At 68.8% G+C, this 26,312-nt stretch carries 23 protein-coding genes and 1 tRNA gene; 22 read left to right on the forward strand and 2 right to left on the reverse strand.

The features are described from left to right. Positions 1-147 precede the first annotated feature (147 nt). Positions 148-615, forward strand: coding sequence for a hypothetical protein (locus AC07UH_RS09240; protein WP_038660008.1), 468 nt, complete (start codon positions 148-150; stop codon positions 613-615). Here the strand turns inward: AC07UH_RS09240 and mutL are convergent. Next, a complete protein-coding gene (gene mutL, locus AC07UH_RS09245; protein ID WP_495180043.1) occupies positions 524-2,368 on the reverse strand; it encodes a DNA mismatch repair endonuclease MutL in 1,845 nt (614 codons plus the stop codon). The two genes, AC07UH_RS09240 and mutL, sit on opposite strands and share 92 nt — an antisense overlap. Before the next feature lie 130 nt (positions 2,369-2,498). Between mutL and AC07UH_RS09250 the strand changes: the two genes are divergently transcribed. The 21 genes from AC07UH_RS09250 to cobA all read left to right on the forward strand — a co-directional run bounded on the left by AC07UH_RS09250 (position 2,499) and on the right by cobA (position 26,192). Further along, positions 2,499-3,539 (forward strand): rod shape-determining protein, encoded by a 1,041-nt coding sequence (locus AC07UH_RS09250; protein ID WP_038660014.1) that lies wholly within the window; start codon positions 2,499-2,501, stop codon positions 3,537-3,539. 42 nt (positions 3,540-3,581) lie between these two features. Next, a complete protein-coding gene (locus AC07UH_RS09255) occupies positions 3,582-4,493 on the forward strand; it encodes a rod shape-determining protein MreC (protein WP_495180042.1) in 912 nt (303 codons plus the stop codon). Between the two features lie 14 nt (positions 4,494-4,507). After that, positions 4,508-5,032, forward strand: coding sequence for a rod shape-determining protein MreD (gene mreD, locus AC07UH_RS09260; RefSeq protein ID WP_038660022.1), 525 nt, complete (start codon positions 4,508-4,510; stop codon positions 5,030-5,032). Then, positions 5,029-7,131, forward strand: coding sequence for a penicillin-binding protein 2 (mrdA, locus tag AC07UH_RS09265; RefSeq protein ID WP_495180041.1), 2,103 nt, complete (start codon positions 5,029-5,031; stop codon positions 7,129-7,131). The genes mreD and mrdA overlap by 4 nt, the downstream gene beginning before the upstream one ends. Further along, entirely contained in the window at positions 7,128-8,237 is a 1,110-nt protein-coding gene (gene rodA, locus AC07UH_RS09270; RefSeq protein ID WP_038660025.1) for a rod shape-determining protein RodA, read from the forward strand. The genes mrdA and rodA overlap by 4 nt, the downstream gene beginning before the upstream one ends. 115 nt (positions 8,238-8,352) lie before the next feature. Further along, positions 8,353-8,428 (forward strand) — tRNA-Lys (locus tag AC07UH_RS09275). Between the two features lie 622 nt (positions 8,429-9,050). Further along, complete coding sequence (locus AC07UH_RS09280) at positions 9,051-9,626, forward strand: opacity protein (protein ID WP_495180040.1); 576 nt, start codon at positions 9,051-9,053, stop codon at positions 9,624-9,626. Positions 9,627-9,808: 182 nt separating this feature from the next. Continuing rightward, positions 9,809-10,240 (forward strand): hypothetical protein, encoded by a 432-nt coding sequence (locus tag AC07UH_RS09285; RefSeq protein WP_038660031.1) that lies wholly within the window; start codon positions 9,809-9,811, stop codon positions 10,238-10,240. Positions 10,241-10,289: 49 nt separating this feature from the next. Next, positions 10,290-10,781 (forward strand): DUF421 domain-containing protein, encoded by a 492-nt coding sequence (locus AC07UH_RS09290; protein ID WP_038660034.1) that lies wholly within the window; start codon positions 10,290-10,292, stop codon positions 10,779-10,781. A gap of 143 nt (positions 10,782-10,924) precedes the next feature. Then, complete coding sequence (coxB, locus tag AC07UH_RS09295; protein ID WP_495180039.1) at positions 10,925-11,833, forward strand: cytochrome c oxidase subunit II; 909 nt, start codon at positions 10,925-10,927, stop codon at positions 11,831-11,833. Then, complete coding sequence (gene ctaD, locus AC07UH_RS09300) at positions 11,830-14,340, forward strand: cytochrome c oxidase subunit I (RefSeq protein WP_495180038.1); 2,511 nt, start codon at positions 11,830-11,832, stop codon at positions 14,338-14,340. The genes coxB and ctaD overlap by 4 nt, the downstream gene beginning before the upstream one ends. Beyond that, a complete protein-coding gene (locus tag AC07UH_RS09305) occupies positions 14,337-14,714 on the forward strand; it encodes a hypothetical protein (RefSeq protein WP_495180037.1) in 378 nt (125 codons plus the stop codon). The genes ctaD and AC07UH_RS09305 overlap by 4 nt, the downstream gene beginning before the upstream one ends. Continuing rightward, complete coding sequence (locus AC07UH_RS09310; RefSeq protein WP_495180036.1) at positions 14,711-15,289, forward strand: cytochrome c oxidase assembly protein; 579 nt, start codon at positions 14,711-14,713, stop codon at positions 15,287-15,289. Before AC07UH_RS09305 ends, AC07UH_RS09310 begins: the two co-directional genes overlap by 4 nt. Then, a complete protein-coding gene (locus AC07UH_RS09315) occupies positions 15,286-16,326 on the forward strand; it encodes a c-type cytochrome (RefSeq protein WP_495180035.1) in 1,041 nt (346 codons plus the stop codon). Before AC07UH_RS09310 ends, AC07UH_RS09315 begins: the two co-directional genes overlap by 4 nt. Before the next feature lie 123 nt (positions 16,327-16,449). After that, positions 16,450-17,028: an ANTAR domain-containing response regulator gene (locus AC07UH_RS09320; protein ID WP_137897054.1), complete on the forward strand. Its 579-nt coding sequence runs from the start codon at positions 16,450-16,452 to the stop codon at positions 17,026-17,028. Continuing rightward, on the forward strand, positions 17,028-18,242 hold the full coding sequence (locus tag AC07UH_RS09325) for a CmpA/NrtA family ABC transporter substrate-binding protein (protein WP_495180034.1): 1,215 nt from the start codon (positions 17,028-17,030) through the stop codon (positions 18,240-18,242). The genes AC07UH_RS09320 and AC07UH_RS09325 overlap by 1 nt, the downstream gene beginning before the upstream one ends. A 231-nt stretch (positions 18,243-18,473) precedes the next feature. Further along, positions 18,474-19,856, forward strand: coding sequence for an MFS transporter (locus AC07UH_RS09330; RefSeq protein WP_137897052.1), 1,383 nt, complete (start codon positions 18,474-18,476; stop codon positions 19,854-19,856). A 79-nt stretch (positions 19,857-19,935) separates the two neighbouring features. Beyond that, positions 19,936-22,428 (forward strand): nitrite reductase large subunit NirB, encoded by a 2,493-nt coding sequence (nirB, locus tag AC07UH_RS09335; protein WP_495180479.1) that lies wholly within the window; start codon positions 19,936-19,938, stop codon positions 22,426-22,428. Beyond that, positions 22,425-22,763: a nitrite reductase small subunit NirD gene (nirD, locus tag AC07UH_RS09340; protein WP_171009305.1), complete on the forward strand. Its 339-nt coding sequence runs from the start codon at positions 22,425-22,427 to the stop codon at positions 22,761-22,763. Before nirB ends, nirD begins: the two co-directional genes overlap by 4 nt. Then, positions 22,760-25,402, forward strand: coding sequence for a molybdopterin-dependent oxidoreductase (locus AC07UH_RS09345; RefSeq protein ID WP_495180033.1), 2,643 nt, complete (start codon positions 22,760-22,762; stop codon positions 25,400-25,402). The genes nirD and AC07UH_RS09345 overlap by 4 nt, the downstream gene beginning before the upstream one ends. Continuing rightward, positions 25,392-26,192 carry a uroporphyrinogen-III C-methyltransferase gene (gene cobA, locus AC07UH_RS09350; protein WP_081974328.1) on the forward strand — a complete coding sequence of 267 codons (801 nt, stop codon included), beginning with the start codon at positions 25,392-25,394 and terminating at the stop codon, positions 26,190-26,192. Before AC07UH_RS09345 ends, cobA begins: the two co-directional genes overlap by 11 nt. Here cobA and AC07UH_RS09355 read toward each other — a convergent pair. Then, positions 26,126-26,311, reverse strand: coding sequence for a hypothetical protein (locus AC07UH_RS09355; RefSeq protein ID WP_495180032.1), 186 nt, complete (start codon positions 26,309-26,311; stop codon positions 26,126-26,128). The genes cobA and AC07UH_RS09355 overlap by 67 nt on opposite strands. Position 26,312 lies beyond the last annotated feature (1 nt).

Genomic DNA, 26,312 nt, shown 5'->3' on the forward strand with positions numbered 1-26,312 from the left:
GAAGACAAAGAGGCCGTCCGGAGCGATCCGGGCGGCTTTTTTCATGGTGTCGGACGCCGACGGCAGCATTCCCAGCCGAGGCAAAATGGTCAGTGCTAATCAACGCGTTAACACACGCGAAAGACCTAGACCATTATGGACTGATTCATGCCAGCCCGTTTCAGCATCGCCGTCGACCCCGTCCGGCATCTCGTCACCGTCACCTCGGCGGGGTTCTTCCTGGTGGAAGACGTCGCGGCGTTCCGCGAGTCCTATCGCGATGCGCTCGAGCTGCTGCATTGCGGTCCCAACCAGCATCTGACGCTCACCGATGCGTCGGGAATGCGCATCCAGAGCCGCGAGGTCGTCGAGGCGTTCATGGCGATGACGCGCGATCCCACGCTGCGCTCGCGCCGCATGGCGTTCGTCGTAGGCATGTCGCTGTCGCGCCAGCAGATGCGCCGCCTGCCCGAGCCGGGCCGCGAGGGCGTCGGCTATTTCTCCGAGCGCGCCGCGGCGGAAGCCTGGCTGTTCGAGGACTCGCTCACCGGCGGCCGAACAGTTTTTCAATATCGCCATGCGCCAGCTTCACCCAGGTCGGACGACCATGGTTGCATTGGCCAGAGTGCGGCGTAGCCTCCATCTCGCGGAGCAGCGCATTCATCTCGGTCACGCCGAGCACCCGGCCGGCGCGCACCGAGCCGTGGCAGGCCATCGTCCCCGCCACCGCGTCGAGCCGCTCGCGCAGCGATAGCGCCTGATCGAAGGCGGCGAGTTCGTCGGCGAGGTCGGTGACCAGCCCGGTCGGGTCGGCCTGACCGAGCAGCGCCGGCGTCGCGCGCACCAGCATCGCGGTCGGCCCGAACCGTTCGAGGTCGAGTCCAAGTTCGGCGAGTTCGGCGGCCCGCGCCTCGAGCCGGTCGCAGGCGGGCTCCTCCAGCTCGACCACCTCGGGAAGCAGCAGTGCCTGCGAAGCGACCCGCCCGCCGGCGAGCGCGGCGCGCATCCGCTCGAGCACCAGCCGTTCATGCGCGGCATGCTGGTCGACCAGCACCAGCCCGTCCTCCGCTTCGGCGACGATATAGGTCTTGGCGACTTGCCCGCGCGCGACCCCGAGCGGATGCGACGCGGTCTGCGGCGGCGGCGCCCAGGCGGGTTCGGCGCGCGCGGCCGGCGGCGCGGTGAAGAAGGTCGGCCGATAGTCGCGCACAGCCCCGTAAAGCCCCTCCCCGCTCGGTGAGGTGTCGAAAGCCGCGGACACCTCCCCGATACCGACCGTCTCCGGCAGCCCCCAAGCTCGCCCCTCCGCGGGAGGAGCGGGGTTTTCGGGCTGCCACATCGCCAGCGCATCCGCGCTCGGCCGTTGCACGCTGCGATGCCCGGCAGCGTCCAGCGCCCGCCGCAGCCCCGACACGATCAGCCCGCGCACCATGGCGGGATCGCGAAAGCGCACCTCGGTCTTGGCGGGGTGGACGTTGACGTCGACCTCGCTCGCCGGCACGTCGAGGAACAGCGCCACCACCGCATGGCGGTCGCGCGGCAGCATCTCGGCATAGGCGCCGCGGATCGCACCCATCAGCAGCCGGTCGCGCACCGGCCGGCCGTTGACGAACAGATATTGGTGATCGGCGACGCCGCGATTGTAGGTCGGGATGCTCGCCACCCCGCCGAGCACCAGCGGCCCGGCGTCGGTCGGCCGCTCGAGGTCGATCGGCACCGCATTGTCGGCGAGCGCGCGGTCGGTCAGCGCCGCGACGCGCTCCGGCCGCTCCTCCGCCTGCGTCACCGCCAGCGCGCGGCGACCGTCGTGTTCGAGCGTGAAGGCGATGTCGCAGCGGGCCATCGCCAGCCGCCGCACCGCATCGAGGCAGGCGGCATATTCCGCGCGCGGCGAGCGCAGGAACTTGCGCCGCACCGGCACCCGGCCGAACAATGCCTCGACGATCACCCGCGTCCCCGGCGGCAACGCGGCCGGCCCCTCGCGGACCAGCGCGCCATTGTCGATCGTCCGCGCCCAGCCCTCGGCCCCCGCGACTCGGCTTTCGATCGTCAGCCGCGCGACGCTGGCGATCGACGGCAGCGCCTCGCCGCGGAAGCCGAGCGTGGCGACCATTTCGAGCGCGCCCTCGTCGCCGACCAGCGAATCCGGCAGTTTGGACGTCGCGTGCCGTTCCAGTGCCAGCGCCATGTCGGCGGGGGTCATGCCGCACCCGTCGTCGGCCACCTCAATCCGCGAAAGGCCGCCCTCCGAGAGGGTTATGGCGATCCGCCGGGCACCCGCATCGATCGCATTCTCGACCAGCTCCTTCAACGCGCTGGCGGGCCTTTCCACCACTTCACCGGCGGCGATACGGTTGACGAGATGTTCAGGCAGACGGCGTATTGACACCGCGCAAGCTCTATACCAAGCGAACGCATCCCGCGAGCCCCTCCGCCAGACGTGACGAACTTCGTGACCGACATGGTCTGCGGCGGGTCTCCTGGAACTCCCGCGTCCCGCATACGGAACCTAGCGCTCGATGGCATTTCCTCGCTTCTTCAAATTCATGTCCCATGACATGGCGATCGATCTCGGCACCGCGAACACGCTGGTCTACGTCCGCGGCCGCGGCATCGTGCTCAACGAGCCGTCGGTGGTCGCGGTCGAGACGATCAACGGCGTGCGCCGGGTGAAGGCGGTCGGCGACGACGCCAAGCTGATGATGGGCAAGACGCCGGGCTCGATCGAGGCGATCCGGCCGCTGCGCGACGGCGTCATCGCCGACATCGACGTGGCCGAAGAGATGATCAAGCATTTCATCCGCAAGGTGCACGGACCGCGCAAGTTCGCGCGCTGGCCCGAGATCGTGATCTGCGTGCCGTCGGGTTCGACCAAGGTCGAGCGTCGCGCGATCCGCGACGCCGCGTCGAACGCGGGCGCGAGCCAGGTCTATCTGATCGAGGAGCCGATGGCGGCGGCGATCGGCGCCGACATGCCCGTCACCGAGCCGATCGGCTCGATGGTCGTCGACATCGGCGGCGGCACCACCGAGGTCGCGGTGCTGTCGCTGCGCGGCCTCGCCTATACCACCTCGGTCCGCGTCGGCGGCGACAAGATGGACGAGGCGATCGTCAGCTACGTCCGCCGCAACCACAATCTGCTGATCGGCGAGGCTACCGCCGAGCGGATCAAGCAGGAGGTCGGCATCGCGCGGCCGCCCGCTGACGGCATCGGCAAGATCATCTTCGTCAAGGGCCGTGACCTCGTCAACGGCGTGCCCAAGGAGATCCAGATCAACCAGGGCCAGATCGCGGAGGCGCTGAGCGAGCCGGTCGCGACGATCGTCGAGGGCGTCCGCGTCGCGCTCGAGAATACCGCACCCGAACTCGCCGCCGACATCGTCGACCAGGGCATCGTGCTCACCGGCGGCGGCGCGCTGCTCGAGGGGCTGGACGAGGTGCTGCGCGACGAGACCGGCCTGCCGGTCACCGTCGCCGAGGACCCGCTGACCTGCGTCGCGCTCGGCACCGGTCGCGCGCTCGAGGATCCGATGTTCCGCGGCGTGCTGCAGACCGGCTAAGCCGCGGACGTTCTTTCACACGAGACGGGGGGACATCGGCGCATGGCGCCTGCCCGCGACCGTCGCACGGGTTTCTCGCGGCGACGGCAGTATAGTACGTTCTTCGGCTACGTGCTCGCAGTGGCGGGCGCGGTGGTCGGTGCCGCGCTGCTCGCCGCCTCCATCTTCAATCCGCCCGCGTTCAGCGCGGCGCGGATGGCGGTGGCGAGCGTCACCGCGCCCGTCGCCAGCGTGCTCGACGCCGGCGTCGACGCGGTCGCGTCGGTGCCGGAGGCGATCGGCACCTGGTTCCACGTCCACGGCGAGAATGCCACGCTGCGCGCCGAGGCCAAGCGCCATCGCGCGCTGCTCACCAAGGCGCGGGTCATCGCCTATGACAACCGCCGCCTGCGCGCGCTGCTCAAGGTACGCGACCGCACGCCCGAACCGGTCGTCGCGGCGCGGCTCGTCGCCTCGACCGCATCGAGCGGCCGGCGCTTCGCCTTGCTCGACGCCGGGCGGGTGCAGGGCGTCACCCCGGGCATGCCCGTCCGCGGCCCCGAAGGTCTGGTCGGCCGCGTGCTCGAAGCCGGGCCGTTCGCCGCGCGTGTGCTGCTGATCACCGATCCCGACAGCCTGGTGCCGGTACGCCGCACCCGCGACGGCATGCCGGCGATCGCCGCCGGCCGCGGCGACGGCCGCGTCGACATCCGCTCGGTCAACGCCGCCAACGTCCGCTTCGCGGCCGGCGACATGTTCGTCACCTCGGGCACCGGCGGCCTCTACGCGCCGGGCGTACCCGTCGCGCAGGTCGAGGCGACGGGGTCGGACAGCGTCCTCGCCATTCCGTTCGCCGCGCCGGATTCGCTCGATTTCGCGTTGGTAGAACGCCCGTTCATGCCGCTGCCGCCGCCCCCGCCGCCGCGTGCCGCCGCCCCCCCCGCGACGCCGTCCGCGCCCGCGCCAGCCCGTTGAGCGGGGTGACGCCCATGTCCCGCTCCACGATCGATTATCGGCCCTTCGAACCGCCGCTGCCGCCCGGCCGGGCGCGGGCGGTGCCGTGGATGAGCGTCCTCGGCGGTTCCGCGCTCACCGCGGTGCTGCCGGTCGTCGCCAGCCTCGCGCTGGTGCCGCCGCTGGGGCTGCTGATGCTGCTGACCTGGCGACTGCTCGCGCGCTTCGCGCTGCGCCCATGGGCCGCGGCGCCGCTCGGCCTGTTCGACGATCTCGTCAGCGGTCAGCCGCTCGGTTCGGCGGTGCTGCTCTGGTCGCTCTGCTTCATCGCCATCGATCTCATCGAGCAGCGACTGGTGTTCCGCGACTTCTGGCAGGACTGGCTGATCGCCAGCGGCGCGCTCGCTTTCTGCCTCACCGTCGGGCGCTGGATCGCGCTTCCGCTCGGCGCGCACGTCGATCCCGTGCTATTGGCGCAGATCATGATCGCGGTGATGCTCTTCCCCCTCTCGGTCCGCTTCGTCGCCTGGATCGACCGCAAGCGCGGACCGGCCGCATGATCCGCCGCTCGCCCCGCATCGTCACCGAGGCGATGCAGACGTACAGCTTCTCGCGCCGCACCTGGCTGCTCGGCACCGCACAGGCGGGGGTCGGCGTGTTGCTCGCCGCGCGGATGGGCTGGCTCGCGATCGCGCAGAACGAGAAATACAATCTCCTCGCCGAGAGCAACCGCGTCAATCTGACGATGATCCCGCCGCGCCGCGGCTGGATCATCGACCGCCACGGCGCGCCGATCGCCAACAACCGCACCGACTTCCGGATCGACATCATCCCCGACCGGCTCGAGGGCGGCGACGCCGGCCGCGACCGCGTGCTCGGGCTGCTCGCGCGGCTGCTCGATTTGACCCCGGACGACGTCGAGCGGATCAGGATCGACCTCAAGGGCGCGGCCGGCTTCCAGCCCGTCCAGGTCGCCGAGAACATCAGCTGGGACCGGTTCGCCGCGATCAGCCTGCGCCAGCCCGAGTTGCCCGGCGTCGCGCCGACCCGCGGCTTCGCGCGCGCCTATCCCGCCGGTGCCGCGGTCGCGCATCTCACCGGCTATGTCGGCGCCGCCAATGCCGAACAGTTCAAGAAGACGCGCGACCCGCTGCTCGTCACCCCCGGCTTCAAGCTCGGCAAGGACGGGCTCGAAAAGCAGCTCGAGACGCAATTGCGCGGCACGCCGGGCGCCAAGCGCGTCGAGGTCACCGCGCGCGGCAAGGTCGTCGCCGAATTGCCGACCCGCGCCGACGTGCCGGGCAAGACGCAGCGGCTGACGATCGATGCCGGCTTGCAGGAATATGCCGCGCGCCGGCTCGGCACCAATTCGGGCTCGACGGTGGTGATGGACTGCCGCACCGGCGAGATGCTGGCGATGGTGTCGATGCCCGCCTACGACCCCAACAGCTTCTCCGACGGGATCAGCCATCTCGAATGGAAGATGCTGTCCGACGACGACCACGTGCCGCTGATGAACAAGGTGACGCAGGGTCTGTATCCACCGGGGTCGACGGTGAAGCCGATGAACGGCCTCGCCTTGCTCGCCGCGGGCGTCGGTGCGCACGACCGCATCGTCTGCTCGGGCGCGTTGCGCGTCGGCACCGGCATCTTCCACTGCCACAAGAAGGGCGGCCACGGCCCGCTCGACCTCAAGGGCGCGATTGAGCAGAGCTGCGACATCTATTTCTACGAGATGATCCGCCGGCTCGGCTATGACAAGATCGCGCCCATCGCCCGGCTGGTCGGGCTCGGCCAGAAGTTCGATCTGCCGATCGCCACGCAGCGCTATGGCACGGTACCGGATTCCGAGTGGAAGCTGCGCAAGTACAAGCACAATTGGACCGTCGCCGACGGCCTCAACGCGTCGATCGGCCAGGGCTATGTGCTTGCCAACCCGCTCCAGCTCGCGGTGATGGCGGCGCGCATCGCCTCCGGGCGGACGCTGCAGCCGAGCCTGCTCGCCAACCACGTCCACCTCGACGCCCCCGCCCTGCCCGTCGCGTCGGAGCATCTCGCGATCGTCCGCGATGCGATGTATGGCGTGATCAACCAGGGTGGCACCGGCGCCGCCGCGCGGATGCTGGTGCCCGGCGTCGCCATCGCCGGCAAGACCGGCACCGCGCAGGTCCGCCGCATCACCATGGCGGAACGGCGCAGCACCGGCGTCATCAAGAACGGCCAATTGCCCTTCAAGATGCGCGACCACGCGCTGTTCGTCGGCTTCGCCCCCGCCGACAACCCGCGCTACGCGATCGCGGTGGTGCTCGAACACAATGGCCACACCGTCCGCAACCTCGACACGCCGATGATCGGCCGCGACATCATGACCTATCTGTTCGATCGCGACCGCGCGATGAAGAGCCTCGCCGACGTCGAGCCGACCTGGGGCGGCGACATCGGCACGCGCATGGCGGCGCAGGCTGCCGCCTACCGCGCCGCACAATCGCCGCCGCCCGCCGCCAACGCCACCAAGACCGACGCGACCGTGCCGAGCGATTCCGATGCGGTGGAGGCGGCAACCGATCTCGCCAACCAGACCCAGGCGGCGCTGGCCACCCCCGGTCCGGTCGGCAACACCGTCGCCGAAGACGGCACGACCGAACGAAGCGAACCATGACCCGCAGCCGTATCGTCCCCGATCCCATCGCCCGCCAGCCGTGGCGCGTCATCCTGCTGGTGGTGGCGATCGGTGCGTTCGGCCAGATCGTGCTCTATTCCGCCGCCGGCGGCTCGCTCCAGCCCTGGGCGCTGTCTCAGGGCATCCGCTTCTTCGTGCTGCTCGGCGCGGCGCTCGGCATCTCCTATGTCCCCGAGCGGATCTGGAAGGCGTCGGCGCTGCCCGCCTATGTCGTGATCGTCGTTGCGCTGGTGCTGGTCGAGCTGGTCGGCGCGGTGCGCGGCGGCAGCCAGCGCTGGCTCGACGTCGGCATCAAGCTGCAACCCTCCGAATTCATGAAGCCGGTGATCGTGCTCGCCTGCGCGCGCTTCTACGACATGCTGCCGCCCAACGAGACGCGGCGGTTCGGCGCGATCTGGCCCGCCGCGCTGCTGGTCGGCATCCCCGCCGCGCTGATCGCCAAACAGCCCGATCTCGGCACCGCCTTGATGGTCTGCGGTGGTGGCGTGGTCGTCATGTTCCTGGCGGGTGTACCCATGCGGCTGTTCATCGGCGGCGCCTTGGCCCTCGCGGTCGCCGCGCCGATCGCCTTCAACTACGTGCTGCACGATTATCAGCGCAACCGCGTGCTGATCTTCCTCGATCCCGAGAGCGACCCGCTGCGCACCGGCTATCACATCAGCCAGTCGAAGATCGCGATCGGGTCCGGCGGGATCTGGGGCAAGGGCTTCCTCAACGGCACGCAGAGCCATCTCGATTATCTCCCCGAAGGCCACACCGACTTCGTCTTCGCGACGATGGCGGAGGAATGGGGGCTGGTCGGCGGCTGCCTGCTGATCCTCGCCTTCATCCTGGTGGTGCGCTGGGGGGTCAACGTCGGCCAGCACGCCACCACCCGCTTCGCGCGCCTCACGGCTGCCGGGCTGGCGACGACGATCTTCTTCTACGTCGCAATCAATCTCGCGATGGTGATGGGCCTCGCGCCGGTGGTCGGCATCCCCCTGCCCCTCGTCAGTTTCGGCAGTTCCGCGCAGATGACCGTCCTGCTTTGTATCGGCGTTCTGATGTCGATCGACCGCCAAAACCGCCGTGCGGTACGCTGGTGAGACAAAAAATGCCGCAGGTGCAAAAAAGGGTTTGCAACCTGCGGCACGACTGCTAATTGGCCGCCTCCCGACGGGGCCGGCGCCTCTCCAAAGCGCCAACATCAGGCCAGGTCATGGACGCATAGCTCAGTTGGTAGAGCAGCTGACTCTTAATCAGCGGGTCCTTGGTTCGAGCCCAAGTGCGTCCACCACCCCTTCCACCGCAGAGAACCGAAGTTTTCGACAGCGGCGGAGGCATGTCTATTCGACATGTTCCGATACGATTTCCGACAAATCTTCCCGACTTTGATGACGTGCGCGCGGCGCGCCGCGGCATTTTGTAAGCGTTGTCAGCGGTCGCCTTGCGGCCGATCCACGTGACGTCGAGCGTTGCGTCACTGGAGATCGGTAACACATCGCCGCTTACCGACCGGACCTTCGCGATCCTGCCGTGACGGAAGCCGGCGACGGTCATCTTCTTCGGCAGCGCTGCCTTGAAGCAGATCGCGCGGTGCATCGACGGGATGCCGGGCTTTTCATATCTTTGCCGCTACGCTCCTCCACGACAATGACGGCGGCGAGGCGCGACGTGCGCGCGAGCTTGTCCCCGACTGCTTCTGTCGGTGATTCTCTGATTCAGCGAGGTATGACACCCGAACTTAGACGACCAACGGTAAGGGCCAGCGATAGTATCCTCGAAGTGCCTTTCAAGAGGCTGTTGCCGCATTGCAACACGCTCTCCGTGCCGTTTGCGGCGATCGGATACGCATCGAAGGACGGCGGTTTCATCACCTGACAGGCTGTGTTTCGCCTGCCGCTTACAAGGTGATTGATATGAAGAAGCTGCTTCTCGCAGCGGCCAGTGCCGCGTTCCTGATCCCCGCCGCAGCCGTCGCTCAGGACACGACGTCCGACGGTTCGCGCGCCTTCGGGATCGATCCCTATGTCGGCGTGACCGGCGTGTACGAAGGCTTTGAAAGCAACCCGGGCCATGGCATTCCCTTCTCGGCGCCCGGTGATCGCCTGAAGGGTGGCCTCGTCGAGGGCGTCGCGGGCGTGAACGTGCCGCTCGGTTCCTTCTTCGTCGGTGTCGAAGGCAATGCCGCCAAGGGCTTCAGCGGCGACATCGACTGGGAATATGGCGTCCACGGCCGCGCCGGCGTGCGTGCAGGTGAAACCGGGTTGGTCTATGGCAAGGTCGGCTATCGCTGGGTGAACTTCGATCGCTACGGCAACAACAGCCCCGACTTCGGCCGCATCTCCTACGGCGTCGGCGGCGAGTTCGGGCCCAAGGCGATCGGGCTCGACGGTCTCGTGAAGAAGGAAGGCGTGCGCTTCCGCGCCGAAGTCGCCACGACCGGGAATTTCGAGACGGTCCGCCCCTCGTTGGGGATCATCGGCCACTTCTGATCCGTTTCAGGACTGTTGCCTCACGGAGCCTCGGACCACGTGTCCGGGGCTCTTCGTGTCTTGGCATCCCAGCGACGTATCGCCTTTATATCGCGGGATAGTTTGAGTCCGCAGGGGCCGATGTCGCCGATGGACTGTTGAGGCCCCGCGCGTGATCTCGTCCGCCGCGCTGGAGCCAGGATATGTCGCTGAAAGATATCGTTGATAACACGGCCGCCGCGGTCGGTTCCGTTGCCGCGGCCGCCGCTGATCCGGTCGACGCCAAGGCGGAGCGATCGGCGTTGCTCACCGATCTGCGTCAGGCGCGAACCGCGTTTGACACGAACCCGTCCGCACCGGCCGGCGGGCGGTGGCTCGCCGCCGACGGCGCCGGACGCGTGGCGTTCACGCCGATGCGTCCCGACGGCCAGCCTATGGTCATCGGCGGGCAGTCGGTCACCTTCTGGCAGGCCGAAGCGCTTCCGGCGATGCTCGATGCGTTCGAAGCTGCGATCAACGCCGGCGAACTCGACCCGCAGCTGACCGGATCGACCCCGGCGGGACATTCGCTCCCGTTGGAGCGGCTCGCGAACACATCGCCCCAGCGTCCGACGCCGGATACGGCAACATATTGAAATAGAGCCTATGCGCTGCTCGGCGCGTTCACTCGACCGAGAGGTGCGCATGCCCGACTGGTCGTCGATGTTCAAACCCGAGCTGTCGCTATGGGAGGTGATCGCGCGCGGCACGATCATGTACCTCTTCCTGTTCCTGGTGATGCGCTTCCTGCTCAAGCGCGAGGGCGGACAGGTCAACATCGCCGACATCCTGGTCGTCGTGGCGGTCGTCGATGGCGCGCAGCCGGCATTCAGCGGCGACGCGCAGTCGATCACCGAGAGCGCCGTCTTCGTTCTGACGATCCTGTTCTGGAGCTGGGTCCTCAATTGGGCAAGCTACCATTTCAAGCCGCTCGCCTTCCTCACCGCCGCTCCCCCGATGGTGCTGGTCGAGGATGGGAAACTCAATCGTGCCAACATGCGCAAGGCCTTGATGAACCGAGAGGAGCTGATGCAGCAGCTGCGGGAAGAGGGCGTCGAGGATCTCGAGCTTGTCCATCACGTCATCATGGAAGGCGATGGCGAGATCAGCGTGATCAAGAAGGACGATGCGGCGTAACGAAATGAAGGCCCATCCGGACCGAGCAATCTTTCCTTACGATATCTGAACGAACCGAAACGGACCTGCCGCGTTGAGCGCGCATGCGGGGGGTAAAGTCAGGAGCTGCGATCGCCACGGCGATCGCGCTGGCCGGATGCAACATGCATCAATCGACGTTGGCGCCATTCGGTGCCGACGCCGTCGACATACGGCGGCTGTTCCTGTTGATGCTGGTCGGCGCCGTCGTCATCGCGACGGGGCTCGCGCTCCTGATGCGCCATGCGGTGCGGGCGCGGGAAGGCGCGCTGACGCATCAAAAGGGGATGCGCGTCGTCCTCTGGCTCGGCGGGGTGATCCCGACCGTCGTGCTGCTCGGCCTGCTGGTCTACTCCCTACCTTATATGAAACCACGCCCGGTCGGCCCCGCCGACATGCGGATCGCGGTCGAGGGCGAGCAATTCTGGTGGCGCGTCACCTATCGTCCGCCCGGCGGCGGCGCTGTGGAAACCGCGAACGAGGTGCGCATCCCCGTCGGCCGCACCGTCGCCTTCCGCCTGACCGCCGCCGACGTCGTCCACAGCTTCTGGATTCCGGGGCTCGGCGGCAAGATGGACATGATCCCGGGTCGCACCAACACGCTCGTCGTCCGCGCCGACAAGGCGGGGCGCTATCGCGGCCAGTGCGCCGAATTCTGCGGGCTCAGCCACGCGCTGATGGCGCTGGACGTCATCGCGATGGAGCCCGCGGCGTTCGACGCCTGGCTCGCCGCGCAGCGCCGCCCGGCGCCCCCCGCCGCCGCCGATCCCGGCGCGCGGCTGTTCGCCGCCAACGGCTGCACCGCGTGCCACGTCGTCGGCCGCAGCAGCGCGCGCGGCATCGGCCCCGACCTCACGCATTTCGGCGCGCGCGAGACGCTCGCCGCGGGCATCCTGCCGATGAACACCGCCAATGTCGCGCGCTTCATCCGCCATCCCGAAGCCACCAAGCCCGGCGTGCGTATGCCCGCCTTCCCGCAGCTCTCGCACGGTGAGGCCATTGCCATCGCCCGCTATCTCCAGGGCCTGAAATGAGCCTCCACGCGCAAGACGATCCGCAGCTCCGCGCGGCCCAGGAAGAGCGGCTGCGTGCGGTGTGGAAGCCGCCCTCGGGCTGGTTCTTCCGCTGGACCGACGTCAACAACAACCGCATCGGCGTCTGGTACACGCTGACCGCCTTCGGCTTCATGCTGTTCGCCGGCGTGCTCGCGCTCGTCATGCGCACGCAGCTGGCGGTGCCGGACAATGATCTCGTCTCGGCGAACACGTTCAATCAGCTGTTCACGCTGCACGGCTCGATGATGATGTTCCTGTTCGCCGTGCCGATGTTCGAGGCGGTGTCGATCATCCTGCTGCCGCAGCTGCTCGGCGCGCGCGACCTGCCCTTCCCGCGCCTGTCGGCGTTCGGCTATTGGAGCTTCCTGCTCGGCGGCGTCTTCGTCGGCGGATCGATCTTCTTCAACGCCGCGCCGGACGGCGGCTGGTTCATGTACCCGCCGCTGACCACGCGGACCGATCTCAGCGGGCTCGGCGCCGACATCTGGATGCTCGGCCTCAGCTTCATCGAGGTATCGTCGGTCGCCGCCGCGGTCGAGCTGATCGTCGGCGTGCTCAAATGCCGCCCGCCGGGCATGCGCCTCAACCTGATGCCGCTCTACGCCTGGTATATCCTCGTCGTCGCGGTGATGATCCTGTTCGCCTTCCCCCCGCTGATCGCGGGCGACCTGCTGTTCGAGATGGAGCGGCTGCTCGGCTGGCCGTTCTTCGACGCGGCCAAGGGCGGCGATCCGTTGCTGTGGCAACACCTGTTCTGGATCTTCGGCCACCCGGAGGTCTATATCGTCTTCCTGCCGTCGATCGCCCTGTTCGCGATGATGATCCCCACCTTCGCGCAGCGTCACCTGCTCGGCTATCCGTGGATCGTGCTCGCGGCGGTCGGCACCGCCTTCCTGTCGTTCGGCCTGTGGGTCCACCATATGTTCGCGACCGGCCTGCCCAAGATCAGCCTCGCCTTCTTCTCCGCCGCCTCCGAAGCGGTGGCGATCCCCACCGGCGTGCAGATCTTCGCCTTCATCGCGACGCTCTGGGCGGGCAAGGTCAAATGGTCGGTGCCTTTGCTCTATGCGAGCGGCAGCCTCGCGGTGTTCGTGATCGGCGGACTGACCGGCGTGATGGTCGCGATCGCGCCGTTCGACTGGCAGGCGCACGACACCTATTTCATCGTCGCGCACCTGCATTACGTGCTGATCGGCGGCACCCTGCTGCCGTTGTTCGGCGGCCTCTATTATTACTGGCCGCTCATCACCGGCAAGAAACTGTCCGACCGGCTCGGCCGCATCGCCTTCTGGATCATGTTCGTCGGCGTGAACCTGTCCTTCTTCCCGATGCACCTGTCGGGGCTGGAAGGGATGCCACGACGCGTCTTCACCTATCCCGCCGACCTCAACATCGGCTGGCTCAACCTCGCCTCGACCGCGGGCGCCTATCTGTTCGCCACCGGTGTGCTGGTGCTGGTGGTCGACCTCGCGCTGTCGCCGACGCGGCAGAAGGCGCCGCGCAACCCGTGGAACGCGGGCACGCTCGAATGGCTCGCGCATCCCGACGACGAGGATTGGGGCATCCGCTCGGTGCCGCTGATCGAGAGCCGCTATCCGATCTGGGACCAGAAGGATTTCGTCGCCAAGGTCGACGAAGGCCGCTTCTTCCTCCCCGACGCCGAAGAGGGCCGGCGTGAGACGATCATCACCTCGGTGCTCGACGCTAGGCCGGTCTCGGTGATCCGCCTCGGCACGCCGAGCGTCAAGCCGATGATGACCGCGGTCGCGCTCGGTGCGGTGTTCATCCTGACCACCTATCACCTGTATCTGCTGTCGGCGCTCAGCGGCGTCGTCACGCTCGCCTGCGTTTTGTGGTGGCTGTGGGACACCGCCGAAATCCCCGAAAAGCCCGAAAAGCCGATCGGCCATGGCATTACGCTGCCGCTTTACATCTCCGGCCCCGCCGCGCCGGGCTGGTGGGCGATGTTCATCACGATGATGGCCGACGCCACCGCCTTTTCCGGCCTCGTCTTCGGCTATTATTTCTACTGGACGATCCACCCCGATTTCGGCGCCGGCTTCGACGGGCCGGGGGCCTATTGGCCGATCGTCACGCTGCTGCTGTCGCTGGCGAGCTGGGCGGCAACCGTCGCCGCCCGCGGCATCCACGCGCGCGGCGCGGTGCTGCCGGCACGGGCGTTGCTCGTCGCCGGGGCGATGGCAGCGATCGCCAGCCTGGCCACCGGCCTGCGCTGCCTCGACGGGCTCGATCCGAAAGCGAACGTCTATCCGGCGATCGTCTGGGTGCTGGTGATCTGGACGCTCGTCCACGCCGCGATCGGCGCGATCATGCAGCTCTATACGCTTGCGCGCAGCCTCGCCGGACGGATGACGCCGACGCACGACGCCGATCTGCGCAACATTACCGTCTACCAGCATTTCTTCGCGCTCACCGCGCTGGTCGCCTATCTGACGATCGGCCTGTTCCCGGAGGCGGGGCTGTGAGGCGCTGGCTGCGGCACGCGCGCCGGCTCAACGTCACGCTGTGGACGCTGATCGTCCCGCCGACGACCTGGGCGGTGCATTTCCTCTTCTCTTACCTCTGGGCGGCGGTGTCCTGCGCCAAGCTCGGGACGTGGGCACGTTTCCCGACGGCCTTCGCCATCGGCACGCTGGTGGCGCTGCTGGTGATCGCCGCGGCAGGCGTGATCGCCTGGCAGCAGGCACGCACCCCCGGCGCACCCGCGCCGCATGACGAGGGCACCGACAGCGACCGCCTGCGCTTCCTCGCATATTCGACGCTGCTGCTGTCGGCGCTGAGCTTCGTCGCAGTGGTGTTCACCGCGATGCCGGTCATCGTGCTGAGCGACTGCCGGTGAGGCGCGCCAGCCTCGCCGCCGGCCTCGCGCTGCTGCCGCTCGGCTGGGTGCTGAGCAGCCGGGGCATGACCGGCCATATGGCGGCGCATATGATCGCCGTCGCGATCGCCGCGCCGCTCGTCGCGATCGGCGTACAGCATGGCCGCTGGGACCCGGCGACGCGCTGGCCGCGGCTCGCCGCACCGCTGCCTGCCGCGCTGATCGAGGCGGTGATCGTCTGGGGCTGGCATGTCCCCGCGCTGCGCCGCCTCGCCGATCACCAGCCGGCATGGCTGATCCTCGAACAGGCGAGCTTCCTCGCCGCCGGGCTGCTGCTCTGGTCGGCGGTGCTCGCGCCCCGCCATCGTGCCGCCGGCGTCGGCGCCTTGCTCGTCACCTCGATGCACATGACGCTGCTCGGCGCGCTGATCGGCCTCGCCCCCCGCCCCCTCTACACGCACCACGGCGCCGACGCGCTGATCGACCAGCAGATCGCCGGCGTCGTCATGCTGCTCGTCGGCGGCGTCGCCTATCTGCTCGGCGGGCTGGCGATGCTCGGCCGGCTGCTCCAGACCCACAACGAGGCCATCGCATGACGATCCGCATCACCTGGGCGCGCGCGGTCGCGACGCTGGTCGGCCTCGCCGTCGCCGGGCTGCTCTTCGCCTGGTCGGGCGTGTTCAACATCGCCGCATCGAGCGGCCACTGGCCGATCACCGACTGGTTCCTGCACTGGACGATGCGCAATTCGGTACGCACCCATGCCGCCTTCACCAGCCCCGACGATCCCGCCGACCGCAGCGGCCTCGTCAGCGCCGCCAGCCATTTCGCCAATGCCTGTGCGGTCTGTCACGGCGCCCCCGGCATCAAGCCCGCCCCGGTCATGCAGGCGGCGACCCCGCCCGCCCCCGACCTCGCCGTCAATGCGAAGCAATGGACCGACAAGCAGCTCTTCTGGATCCTCCAGCACGGCGTCAAATATACCGGCATGCCCGCCTGGGCGGTGCAGGACCGGCAGGACGAGGTGCGCCGCATGGTCGCGTTCGTCCGCCGCCTGCCCGGCATGACGCCGGCACAATATGACGCTCTCGTCGCCGAGGCGAACCCCGGCGCCGATCTCGCGACCTGCACCGGTTGCCACGGCACCGACGGCCGCGGCCGCGGCGCACCCGACATTCCGGTGCTCGGCGGACAGGACCCCGCCTATCTGCTCGCCGCACTGCAAGGCTATGCCGATGGCAGCCGTTCCAGCGCGGTGATGCAGCAGGTCGCGATGCGGATGCCGCCCGAGGCGATGCGCGATGCCGCGCGCCGCTTCGCCGCGATGCCCGGTCTCGGCGCAGCGCCCGCGGGCGACGCCGCCGCCGCGCGGATCGTGACGCAGGGACTGCCCCGGCTCCAGCTATCCGCCTGCGCGAGCTGCCACGCGCCCGGCAAACCCTATCCCGTGCTCGCCGGCCAGCGCCCCGCCTATCTCGCGCAGCGCCTGCGCCACTGGCGCGGCGACGAGACGGTGGTGGACGCGCGCAAGAGCCATGCGACGATGCCGGTCATCGCCCGCCGCATCCCAGAGGAGATGATCGACCCGCTCGCCCGCTATCTCGCCGGAGACGCGGTCGGTCGCGGCAGATGATCCGAGGGCGCCATCGAAGGATCGCACCACAACCGCCGAGGGCAATGAGCCGCTAATCCCTGCAATCGCAGGATTCCATCAACCGACTTCGCGAATCGGGGGGGTGGGGGGTATGGCTTGAGCATGCGTATCGCGATCATCGACACGAGCACGACGCGTGCCGCGATCATCTCCGACGGATTGCGCGAGGCGGGCCTCCACGATCTCGTCCTGATCGACGGCACGCGTGGCATGGTCGCCGCGCTGGAGAAAGCGGCGCCCGACGTCGTCCTGATCAACCTCGAAAATCCGAGCCGCGACGTGCTCGAGGAGTTCTTCGCGGTGTCGCGCGCGCTCGCCCGGCCGATCGCGATGTTCGTCGACCAGAGCGATGCGGAAACCACCGCCGCCGCGGTCGACGCCGGCGTGTCCGCCTATATCGTCGACGGCCTCGCCAAGCAGCGGATCAAGCCCGTCATCGACCTCGCGATCCGGCGGTTCCAGGCGTTTGCCCGGTTGCAGGACGAATTGCACGAAGCCAGAAGCGCGCTCGCCGACCGCACCACCATCGATCGCGCCAAGGCGATCCTGATGAAGCGCCGCGGCATCGACGAGCCGACCGCTTACGGCCTGCTCCGCGCGCAGGCGATGCGATCCAACCGCCGGATCGCCGAGATCGCCGATGCGATCATCACCAGCGACGCGCTCATGGGAGATTTGTGATGGCGCTCGACCGGGTCCGCATCGGGTTCCTGCCGCTGGTCGATGCCGCGCTGCCGATCCTCGCGCGCGAACAGGGGTTCGCCGAAGCCGAGGGGCTGGAGATCGAGCTCGTCCGCGACATGACCTGGGCGACGGTGCGCGATCGGCTGCTCTATGGCCATACCGACGCCGCGCACATGGTCGCGCCGCTGGCGATCGCGACCGCGCTGGGCCGCGGGCGGCCCGCGGTACCGATGGCGGTGCCGTTCGTGCTGGGGCTGAACGGCAATGCGATCACGCTGTCGCTCCCGCTCGCCGCGCTGGTGATGGACGGCGATGCGCTCGGCGATCCGGCCGTGCTCGGCGTGCGGCTGAAGGCGGTCGCGGCCGAGCGTCTCGCCGCGGGGCGGCGGTTGCGGTTCGGCGTGGTGCATCGCTATTCGAGCCACAATTACATGCTGCGCTATTGGTTGGCGGCGACAGGCATCCGGCCCGATACCGATGTCGAGATCGTCACGACCAGCCCGACCTTCGCCGCCGATGCGTTGGCGGCGGGGGAAGTCGACGGCATCTGCGTCGGCGAACCGTGGAACGGCGTCGCGGTCGATCGCGGCGTCGGACGGATCGCGCTGGTCACCGCGCAGGTCTGGCGGCGCGGCGTCGAGAAGGTGCTGGCGATGCGCGCGGCGACGCTGGACGAGCGCCGCGACGTCGTCCACCGCCTGATCCGCGCGCTGCATGCCGCGGCCGCGCATTTCGTCGATCCCGGCACGCGCGAGGCGAGCGCGGCCATCCTCGCGCGACCCGCCTATCTCGACGCGCCGATCGATGCCGTGACGCGGGCGATCAGCGACCGGGTACGGCTCGTCAAGGACGCCGCGCCGATCCACGTCCCCGACTTCATGTTCCAGTATCGCGAGGCGGCGAACTTCCCGTGGCGCAGCCAGGCGGCCTGGCTGTATTCGCAGATGCTGCGCTGGGACGGCACGCCGTTTTCGGCCGGGGAGGCAGCCACCGCGCAGGGCGTGTTCCGTCCCGACGTCTACCGCGCGGCGCTGGCCGGATCGGGCGCGCCGCTGCCCAATGCGAGTTCGAAACTGGAGGGCGCGATCGCCGCGAACAGTATCGGCGCGGGATCGACGCAGGGGCGGCTGATCTTGGGCAATGACGCATTTTTCGATCGGCGCGCCTTCGATCCGGACGATATCACAGGATATTTGAGCAGCTTACCGTAAAGTTGCTGCATCTGCGAAACGGCGCTTGCGTGATCGCGCCACTTCGATCATCCTGACAGCGTTCGGCAAGGGAGTCGGACACGACATCATCGCGAGACCGGTTCCAACGACGGGGCCAGACCGCGCAAGGCGATCCACCGATCGTCGAGAGGCAACGAAGCCGTCCAGATGCGTCCGCAAGGTCGCCGTCTGGGCGGCTTTTTCTTTGTCCAACGCAGATGGGGAAACATCATGCTGTTCGCATCGCCGGGGATCGAAGTCACCGGATCGAAGGCCACGAGGATCGACCTGTTCAGCGCCGCCACGCCGCAGATGCGCGCGTTCCACGTCACCTGGCTGGCGTTCTTCGTGTGCTTCTTCGCCTGGTTCGCGGCGGCGCCGATGATGCCGCTCATCAAGGCCGAGTTCGGCCTGAGCAAGGACCAGATCGCCAATATCAACATCGCCGCGGTGGCCGTCACGATCCTCGTGCGGCTGGTGGTCGGGCCATTGTGTGACCGGTTCGGACCGCGTCGCGCCTATACGTGGCTGCTGCTGCTCGGCGCGATCCCGGTCTTCGGGCTCGCCTTTGCCCGGACCTACGAGACGTTCCTGTTCTTCCGCCTGGCGATCGGTGCGATCGGCGCGTCGTTCGTGATCACCCAATATCACACGAGCGTGATGTTCGCGCCCAACGTCGTCGGAACGGCCAATGCGACGGTCGGCGGCTGGGGCAATGCAGGCGGTGGTGCGGCACAGAGCCTGATGCCGCTGGTGGTCGCGGCGATGATCGGGCTTGGCGTCGAGCACGCCTGGGGATGGCGCGCGGCGATGTTCGTGCCGGGTGTGGCGATGGTCGCGATGGCGTTCGTCTACGCGCGCTACACGCAGGATACGCCGCAAGGCGACATCGTCGACCTCCGCGCGGCCGGCATCGCGCTCGACGGCGGCAAGGCGACCGGCATGGCGATCTTCCGCCGCGCCGCGTCCAATTACCGGACGTGGATGCTCGCCGCGACGTACGGCGCGTGTTTCGGCGTCGAGATCTTCATCCATAACATCGCCGCCAGCTATTACGTCGACCGGTTCGGGCTGTCGCTCACCGGCGCCGGGCTCGCCGCCGGGATCTTCGGCGGCCTCGCGCTGTTCGCCCGCGCGCTCGGCGGCATCGCCAGCGACCGGATCGCGCTCGTCAAGGGGCTCGACGGTCGCGCGTTGCTGCTGTTCGGACTGATGCTCGGCGAGGGTGTCGGGCTGGTGCTGTTCGGCAATGCCGGCAGCGTCATGCCTGCCATCCTCGCGATGACGATGTTCGGGCTGTTCACGCACATGGCGTGCGGTGCGACCTATGCGCTGGTGCCGTTCGTCGACCGCAAGGCGCTCGGCGGGGTCGCGGGGCTGATCGGCGCGGGCGGCAATATCGGCGCGGTCGCGGCGGGATTCCTCAACAAGGCGTCGGCGACGCCGCAGCAATGCCTGATCGTGCTCGGCTATGTCGTCGCTGGCACTGCGGTGTGCGCGCTGGCGGTGCGCTTCTCCGCCGCGCACAAGTCGCAGGAGCAGGCGCTGTTCGATGCGGCGCTCGACGCGCGGCGCGATCGCGGCCTGCCCGGCGGCGGCGCGGTGGCGGCATGAGCCGCTGCCCGACGCCGCGCCGCGACCCGCTCGCCGCCACCACCCGCAAATTCTCGCTGCAACTGGATTGGACATGCTGATGGAACATCGGGTCATCACCCCCGGGTCGGACGCCCGCGAGCATCTCGTCGTGATCGGCAACGGCATGGCCGGATGCCGCGCGGTCGAGGAGCTGATCGCGCGCGATCCCGCCCGCTACCGCGTCACGATCTTCGGCGCCGAACCGCATGTGAACTACAATCGCATCATGCTCTCGCCGGTGCTCGCGGGCGAGAAGACCTTCGAGCAGATCGTCATCAACGACGCGGCCTGGTATGCGGCCAATGCGATCACGCTGGTGACCAGCGATCCGGTGCACGCGATCGACCGCGCCGCGAAGACCGTCACCGCGCGATCGGGGCTGACCGTCGCGTACGACCGGCTGCTGATCGCGACCGGCTCCGACCCGTTCATCATCCCGGTGCCGGGCAAGGACCTGCCCGGCGTCATCTCGTTCCGCGACATGGCCGACGTCGATCACATGCTGGCGGCGGCCGGCCGGGGCGGCGCGGCGGTGGTCATCGGCGGCGGGCTGTTGGGGCTGGAAGCGGCGCATGGCCTGACGCTGCGGGGCATGAAGGTGACGGTGATCCACCTGATGCCGACGCTGATGGAACGCCAGCTCGACGAGGCCGCGGGATGGCTGCTCAAGTCGGCGCTGGAGGCACGCGGCCAGGTGATCCTGACCGAGGCCAACACCGCCGAAATCGTCGGCGACACGCACGTCGAAGGCGTCCTGTTGAAGGACGGGACGCTGATCCCGGCGAGCCTCGTCGTCATGGCGGTCGGCATCCGCCCGTCGGTGGCGCTCGCGCGCGACGCCGGGCTGGAGATCGGCCGCGGGATCAGGGTCGACGACCATATGGTCACCAGCGACCCGTCGATCCTCGCGGTCGGCGAGTGCGTCGAGCATGACGGCAACGTCTACGGCCTCGTCGCGCCGCTCTGGGACATGTGCCGGGCGCTGGCCGATGGCCTCGTCGGGCGGCATAGCGGCTATCGCGGATCGGTGACGTCGACCAAGCTCAAGGTCGCCGGGCTCGACGTATTCTCGGCGGGCGATTTCTCGGGCGGTGCCGGCGCGGAGGACATCGTGTTGCGCGACGCGTCGCGCGGCATCTACAAGCGCGTGGTGGTCAAGAACGACCGCATCGTCGGCGCGGTGCTGTACGGCGACACCGCCGACGGCGGCTGGTATTTCGACTTGCTCAGGCGCGGGGAGGACATCGCCCCCATCCGCGACATGCTGATCTTCGGCCAGTCCTTCGCGTCGGGAGGGGCGCAGGCGGACCCTAAGGCGGCCGTTGCGGCGCTCTCCGACGATGCGGAGGTCTGCGGCTGCAACGGCGTCACCAAAAGCAAGGTCGTGGCGTGCATCGGCGCCGGCAACACGACGCTGGATGCGGTCCGCGCGACCTGCAAGGCATCGGCGTCGTGCGGATCATGCACCGGCCTCGTCGAAACGCTGCTCGCGGTGACGCTGGGCGACGACTATTCGGGCGAACGCACGGTCAAGACGATGTGCAAATGCACCAGCTTCGGCCACGACGACGTCCGCCGCGAGATCGTCGCGCAGGGCATGCGATCGATCCCCGAGGTGATGCAGAAGATGAGCTGGTCGACGCCCGACGGATGTTCGTCGTGCCGACCCGCGCTCAATTACTACCTGCTCTGCGCGCTGCCCGGCGCGTATAAGGACGACCAGCAGAGCCGGTTCGTCAACGAACGGCTGCACGCCAACATCCAGAAGGACGGCACCTATTCGGTCGTGCCGCGGATGTGGGGCGGCGTGACCAACCCGCGCGAGCTGCGCGCGATCGCCGATGTCGTCGAGAAATACGATGCGCCGCTGGTCAAGGTGACGGGCGGCCAGCGGCTCGACATCTTCGGGATCAGGAAGGAGGACCTGCCCGCGGTCTGGGCCGATCTCAACGCCGCGGGGATGGTCAGCGGCCATGCGTACGGCAAGTCGCTGCGCACGGTGAAGACCTGCGTCGGCTCCGACTGGTGCCGGTTCGGCACGCAGGATTCGACCGGGCTCGGCGTCAGGATCGAGCAAATGACCTGGGGCTCCTGGATGCCGCACAAGTTCAAGATCGCGGTCAGCGGTTGTCCGCGCAACTGTGCCGAGGCGACGATCAAGGATTTCGGCGTGGTCTGCGTCGACAGCGGCTACGAACTGTCGGTCGGCGGCAATGGCGGGATCAAGGTCCGCGCGACCGACTTCCTGTGCAAGGTCGCGACCGAGGAGGAGGCGATGCATCATTGCGCCGCCTTCATCCAATTGTACCGGGAGGAAGCGCGCTATCTGGAGCGCACCGCGCCGTGGATCGAGCGGGTCGGCGTCGACTATATCCGCGAACGCATCGCCGACGATGCCGCGGGCCGCGATGCGCTGGCGGCGCGGTTCCTGTTCTCGCAGACCTTCATGCAGGACGATCCCTGGTCCGCGCGCGTCGCGGGCGCGCACGGCGAACAGCATGCGCCGATGGCGCGCTTCACCCCCATCGACGGAACGAGGGAAATGGCATGATCGGCGAATGGCTCGATATCGGCTGGGTCGACGAGATTCCGGTCCGTGGCAGCCGCACGGTGCAGGTCGCCGGCGGCGACGACATCGCGGTGTTCCGCACCGGCGAGGGCAAGGTGTTCGCGCTGGCCGATCGCTGCCCGCACAAGGGCGGCCGGTTGTCGCAGGGCATCGTCCACGGCGGCGCCGTGGCGTGTCCGCTGCACAATTGGCGGATCGCGCTCGATACCGGCGAGGCGCTGGGCGAGGACAAGGGGTGCACGCCGGTGATCCCGGTGAAGGTGTCGGGCGGGCGCGTCCTGATCTGCCGGACGTCGACCATCAAGGCCGCGGCGTGACCGGGGCGCCGCTTCCTGCCCCCGGCGGGGATAACGCGGGGACGAGCGCGCCCATCCGCACCACCTGCGCCTATTGCGGGGTCGGCTGCGGCATCCTCGCGACCCCGACCGGCGAGCGGAGCGCCGATATCAAGGGCGACCCCGACCACCCCGCCAACGCCGGCAAACTGTGCTCGAAGGGCACGCATCTCGGCGAAACGATCGGCCTCGAGGGTCGCCTGCTCACCCCGATGATCGGCAGGCGTACGGCCTCGTGGGATGCGGCGCTCGGCCTCGTCGCCAAGCGCTTCCGCGAGACGATCGCGCAGCACGGCCCGAACAGCGTCGCCTTCTACGTCTCCGGCCAGTTGCTGACCGAGGATTATTACGTCGCCAACAAGCTGATGAAGGGCTTCATCGGCGCGGCGAACATCGACACCAATTCGCGGCTCTGCATGGCGAGCGCGGTGGCAGGGCACGTCCGCGCGTTCGGCGAGGATATCGTGCCGGCGTCCTACCACGATCTCGATGCCGCCGACCTGATCGTGCTGGTCGGATCGAACGCCGCCTGGTGCCATCCGATCGTCTATCAGCGCATCCGCGCGCGCTGCGATGCGGGCGCGAAGCTCGTCGTGATCGACCCGCGCCGCACCGAGACCGCGGATGAGGCCGACCTCCATCTCGCGATCCGGCCCGGCACCGACGTCGCGCTGATGAACGGTCTGCTGGCGTGGTGTCGCGACGCGGGCGTGGTCGACCACGCCTATCTCGCACGCCACGTCGCGACGCCCGACGACTTCTGGGACCGGTGCGAAGGGGGAAGCGACCTGTGGTCGGTGGCGCGCGTCTGCGACGTGCCGCCGCAGGAGCTCAGGCGGTTCTTCGAACTGTTCGCCGCCACGCCCAAGACCGTGACGATGTTCAGCCAGGGGGTGAACCAGTCGCTGGCGGGGACCGACCAGGTCAATGCGATCATCAACCTCCATCTTGCCACCGGGCGGATCGGCAAGCCCGGCGCGGCGCCCTTCTCGATCACCGGCCAGCCCAATGCGATGGGTGGCCGCGAGGTCGGCGGGCTCGCCTCGAGCCTTGCCGCGCACATGGATTTCACGCCCGCGAACGTCGCGCGGGTCGGCCGCTTCTGGGCCGCGCCCAACATGGCGACCAGGCCCGGGCTGAAGGCGGTCGACCTGTTCCGCGAGCTGGGACAGGGGCGGATCAAGGCGATCTGGATCATGGCGACCAACCCCGCGGTCTCGATGCCCGACGCCGGACGGGTGCGCGAGGCGCTCGCCGATTGCCCCTTCGTCGTCGTCTCCGACGTGGTCGACACCACCGACACCTCGGTCCACGCGCACGTCCGCCTGCCCGCCGCGGCCTGGGGCGAGAAGGACGGCACCGTGACCAACTCCGACCGCACGGTCAGCCGCCAGCGCGCGTTCATGGCGGCGCCGGGCGAGGCCAGGCCGGACTGGTGGATCGTGACGCAGGTCGCGCGCCGGATGGGGTGGAAGACCGCCTTCCCCTACGATCGCCCCGCCGAGATCTGGCGCGAGCACTGCCGCCTGTCCGCCTATGAAAACGACGGTACCCGACTGTTCGCGCTGCCCGGCCATGCCGCCAAGGGCAATGCCGAATATGACGCGATGGCGCCGTTCCGTTGGGGCGGCACGCCCTTTTCCGACGGGCGCTTCCCGACACCGGACGGCCGGGCGCGGCTGATCCCCGTCGCGCAGAAGCCGGTGGCGGCGCCGCTCGGCCAATGGCCGATGACGCTCAACACCGGGCGCTACCGCGATCACTGGCACACGATGACCCGCACCGGCCTGTCGCCCAGACTCGCGCGGCACCGCGAGGAGCCGCTGGTCGAGATCCATCCCGACGACGCCTCCGCACGCGGGATCGTCGACGGCGATCTGGCCCGGGTGACGACGCCGCAAGGCAGCAGCCTGTTCCGCGCGACGGTCGTCACGTCGCAGCGGGCGGGCGAGGTGTTCGTGCCGATTCACTGGACCGATCGCACCGCGACGGGTGGCCGCGCCGGCCGCCTCCCCCGCCCGCTCGCCGATCCGGTGTCCGGACAGCCCGGCTTCAAGTCGACGCCGGCCAGGATCGACCGCGTCGAAACGACGTGGCGCGGCTTCCTCATCGTCCGCGGCGAACTCGCGACCCCGCCCGACTGCCTGTGGGCGACACGGGTTGCAGTGCCACACGGCAGCGCATGGGATATGGCAGGCACTGGCGACGCCGACGCGCTCGACGCATCGCTGCCCAAGGGCCAGCGGATCGAGGCGATCGATGCGGCACGCGGCAGCCGCCGGGTCGCGATCCTCGACGGCGGCCGGCTTCAGGCGGTGCTGTTCGTCACGCGCGATGGCAGCCTCCCCCCGCGCGACTGGCTCGTCGCGCAACTGGGCGAGGCGACCGCCGCCCCGACGCTGCTCGCCGGGCGGGCCGCGGGCGTGCAGGTCGACCGCGGGCCGATCGTCTGCGCCTGTTTCGACGTCGGCCTCAAGACCATCCTGGCGGCGATCGCCGACCAGCATCTCGCCGACGTGCCCGCGATCGGGGCGGCACTCGGCGCGGGGACGAATTGCGGGTCGTGCAGCCCTGCCCTCGCCAAACTCCTCGCCACCGAAGGATCGACGCATGCCGCATGATTTCCCACCCGGTTCGGTCTGGCTGGTCGGGGCCGGCCCCGGCGACCCCGACCTGCTGACCCGGAAAGCGGAGCGACTGCTCGCCGCCGCCGACATCGTCTTCTACGATGCGCTGGTCGGCCCGGACATCCTCGCGCGCATCCCGCGCCACGTCGAACAGGTCGGCGTCGGCAAACGATCGGGTCGCCATTCGAAGGACCAGCCCGCGATCAACACGCTGCTCGCCGAGGCGGCGCTGGCCGGCAAGCGCGTCGTCCGCCTGAAGGGCGGCGACCCGTCGATCTTCGGCCGGTCGACCGAGGAGATCGATCATCTCGCCGCGCAGCACATCGCGGTGCGGATCTGCCCCGGCATCACCGCGGCGAGCGCCGCCGCCGCATCGGGCGGCGCCTCGCTGACGCTGCGCGGCCTCGCCCGCAAACTCACGTTCGTTACCGCGCACGCCCGCGCCGGCGAAGCGCTCGACCTCGACTGGCATGCGCTCGCCGATCCCGATGCGACGCTCGCGGTCTATATGGGCCGCGCCGCCGCCGCCGAAGTGTCGCGCAAGCTGATCGCCGCCGGCCGCGCCGGCGACACGCCGGTCATGGTCGCGGTCAACGTGTCGCTGCCGAGCGAGCGTATCGTGCGCGGCAAATTGTCGGCGCTGGCGTTTCTGGTCGAGACGATCAGCGATAGCGACCCGTCGCTGCTGCTGATCGGCGAAGCCGTCGCCAAGACGCGCTACATCGCCGCTACCCGGCTGAGCGGCGAGACGCCATTCTCGTCGAACGCCTCGACCGCGACGTAATAGCCCTGCCCTCTGGTCAGCGCGCGCAACGGCAGTACCGCCGCCGGTCCGTTCGCGACGCGGTCGGCGAAGACCTGATAGGTCAGAGCGAGCCGGTCGGGGCGTATCCCCCAACGCACG

It is taken from the genome of Sphingomonas sp. GW821-FHT04B01 (genome assembly GCF_059420425.1).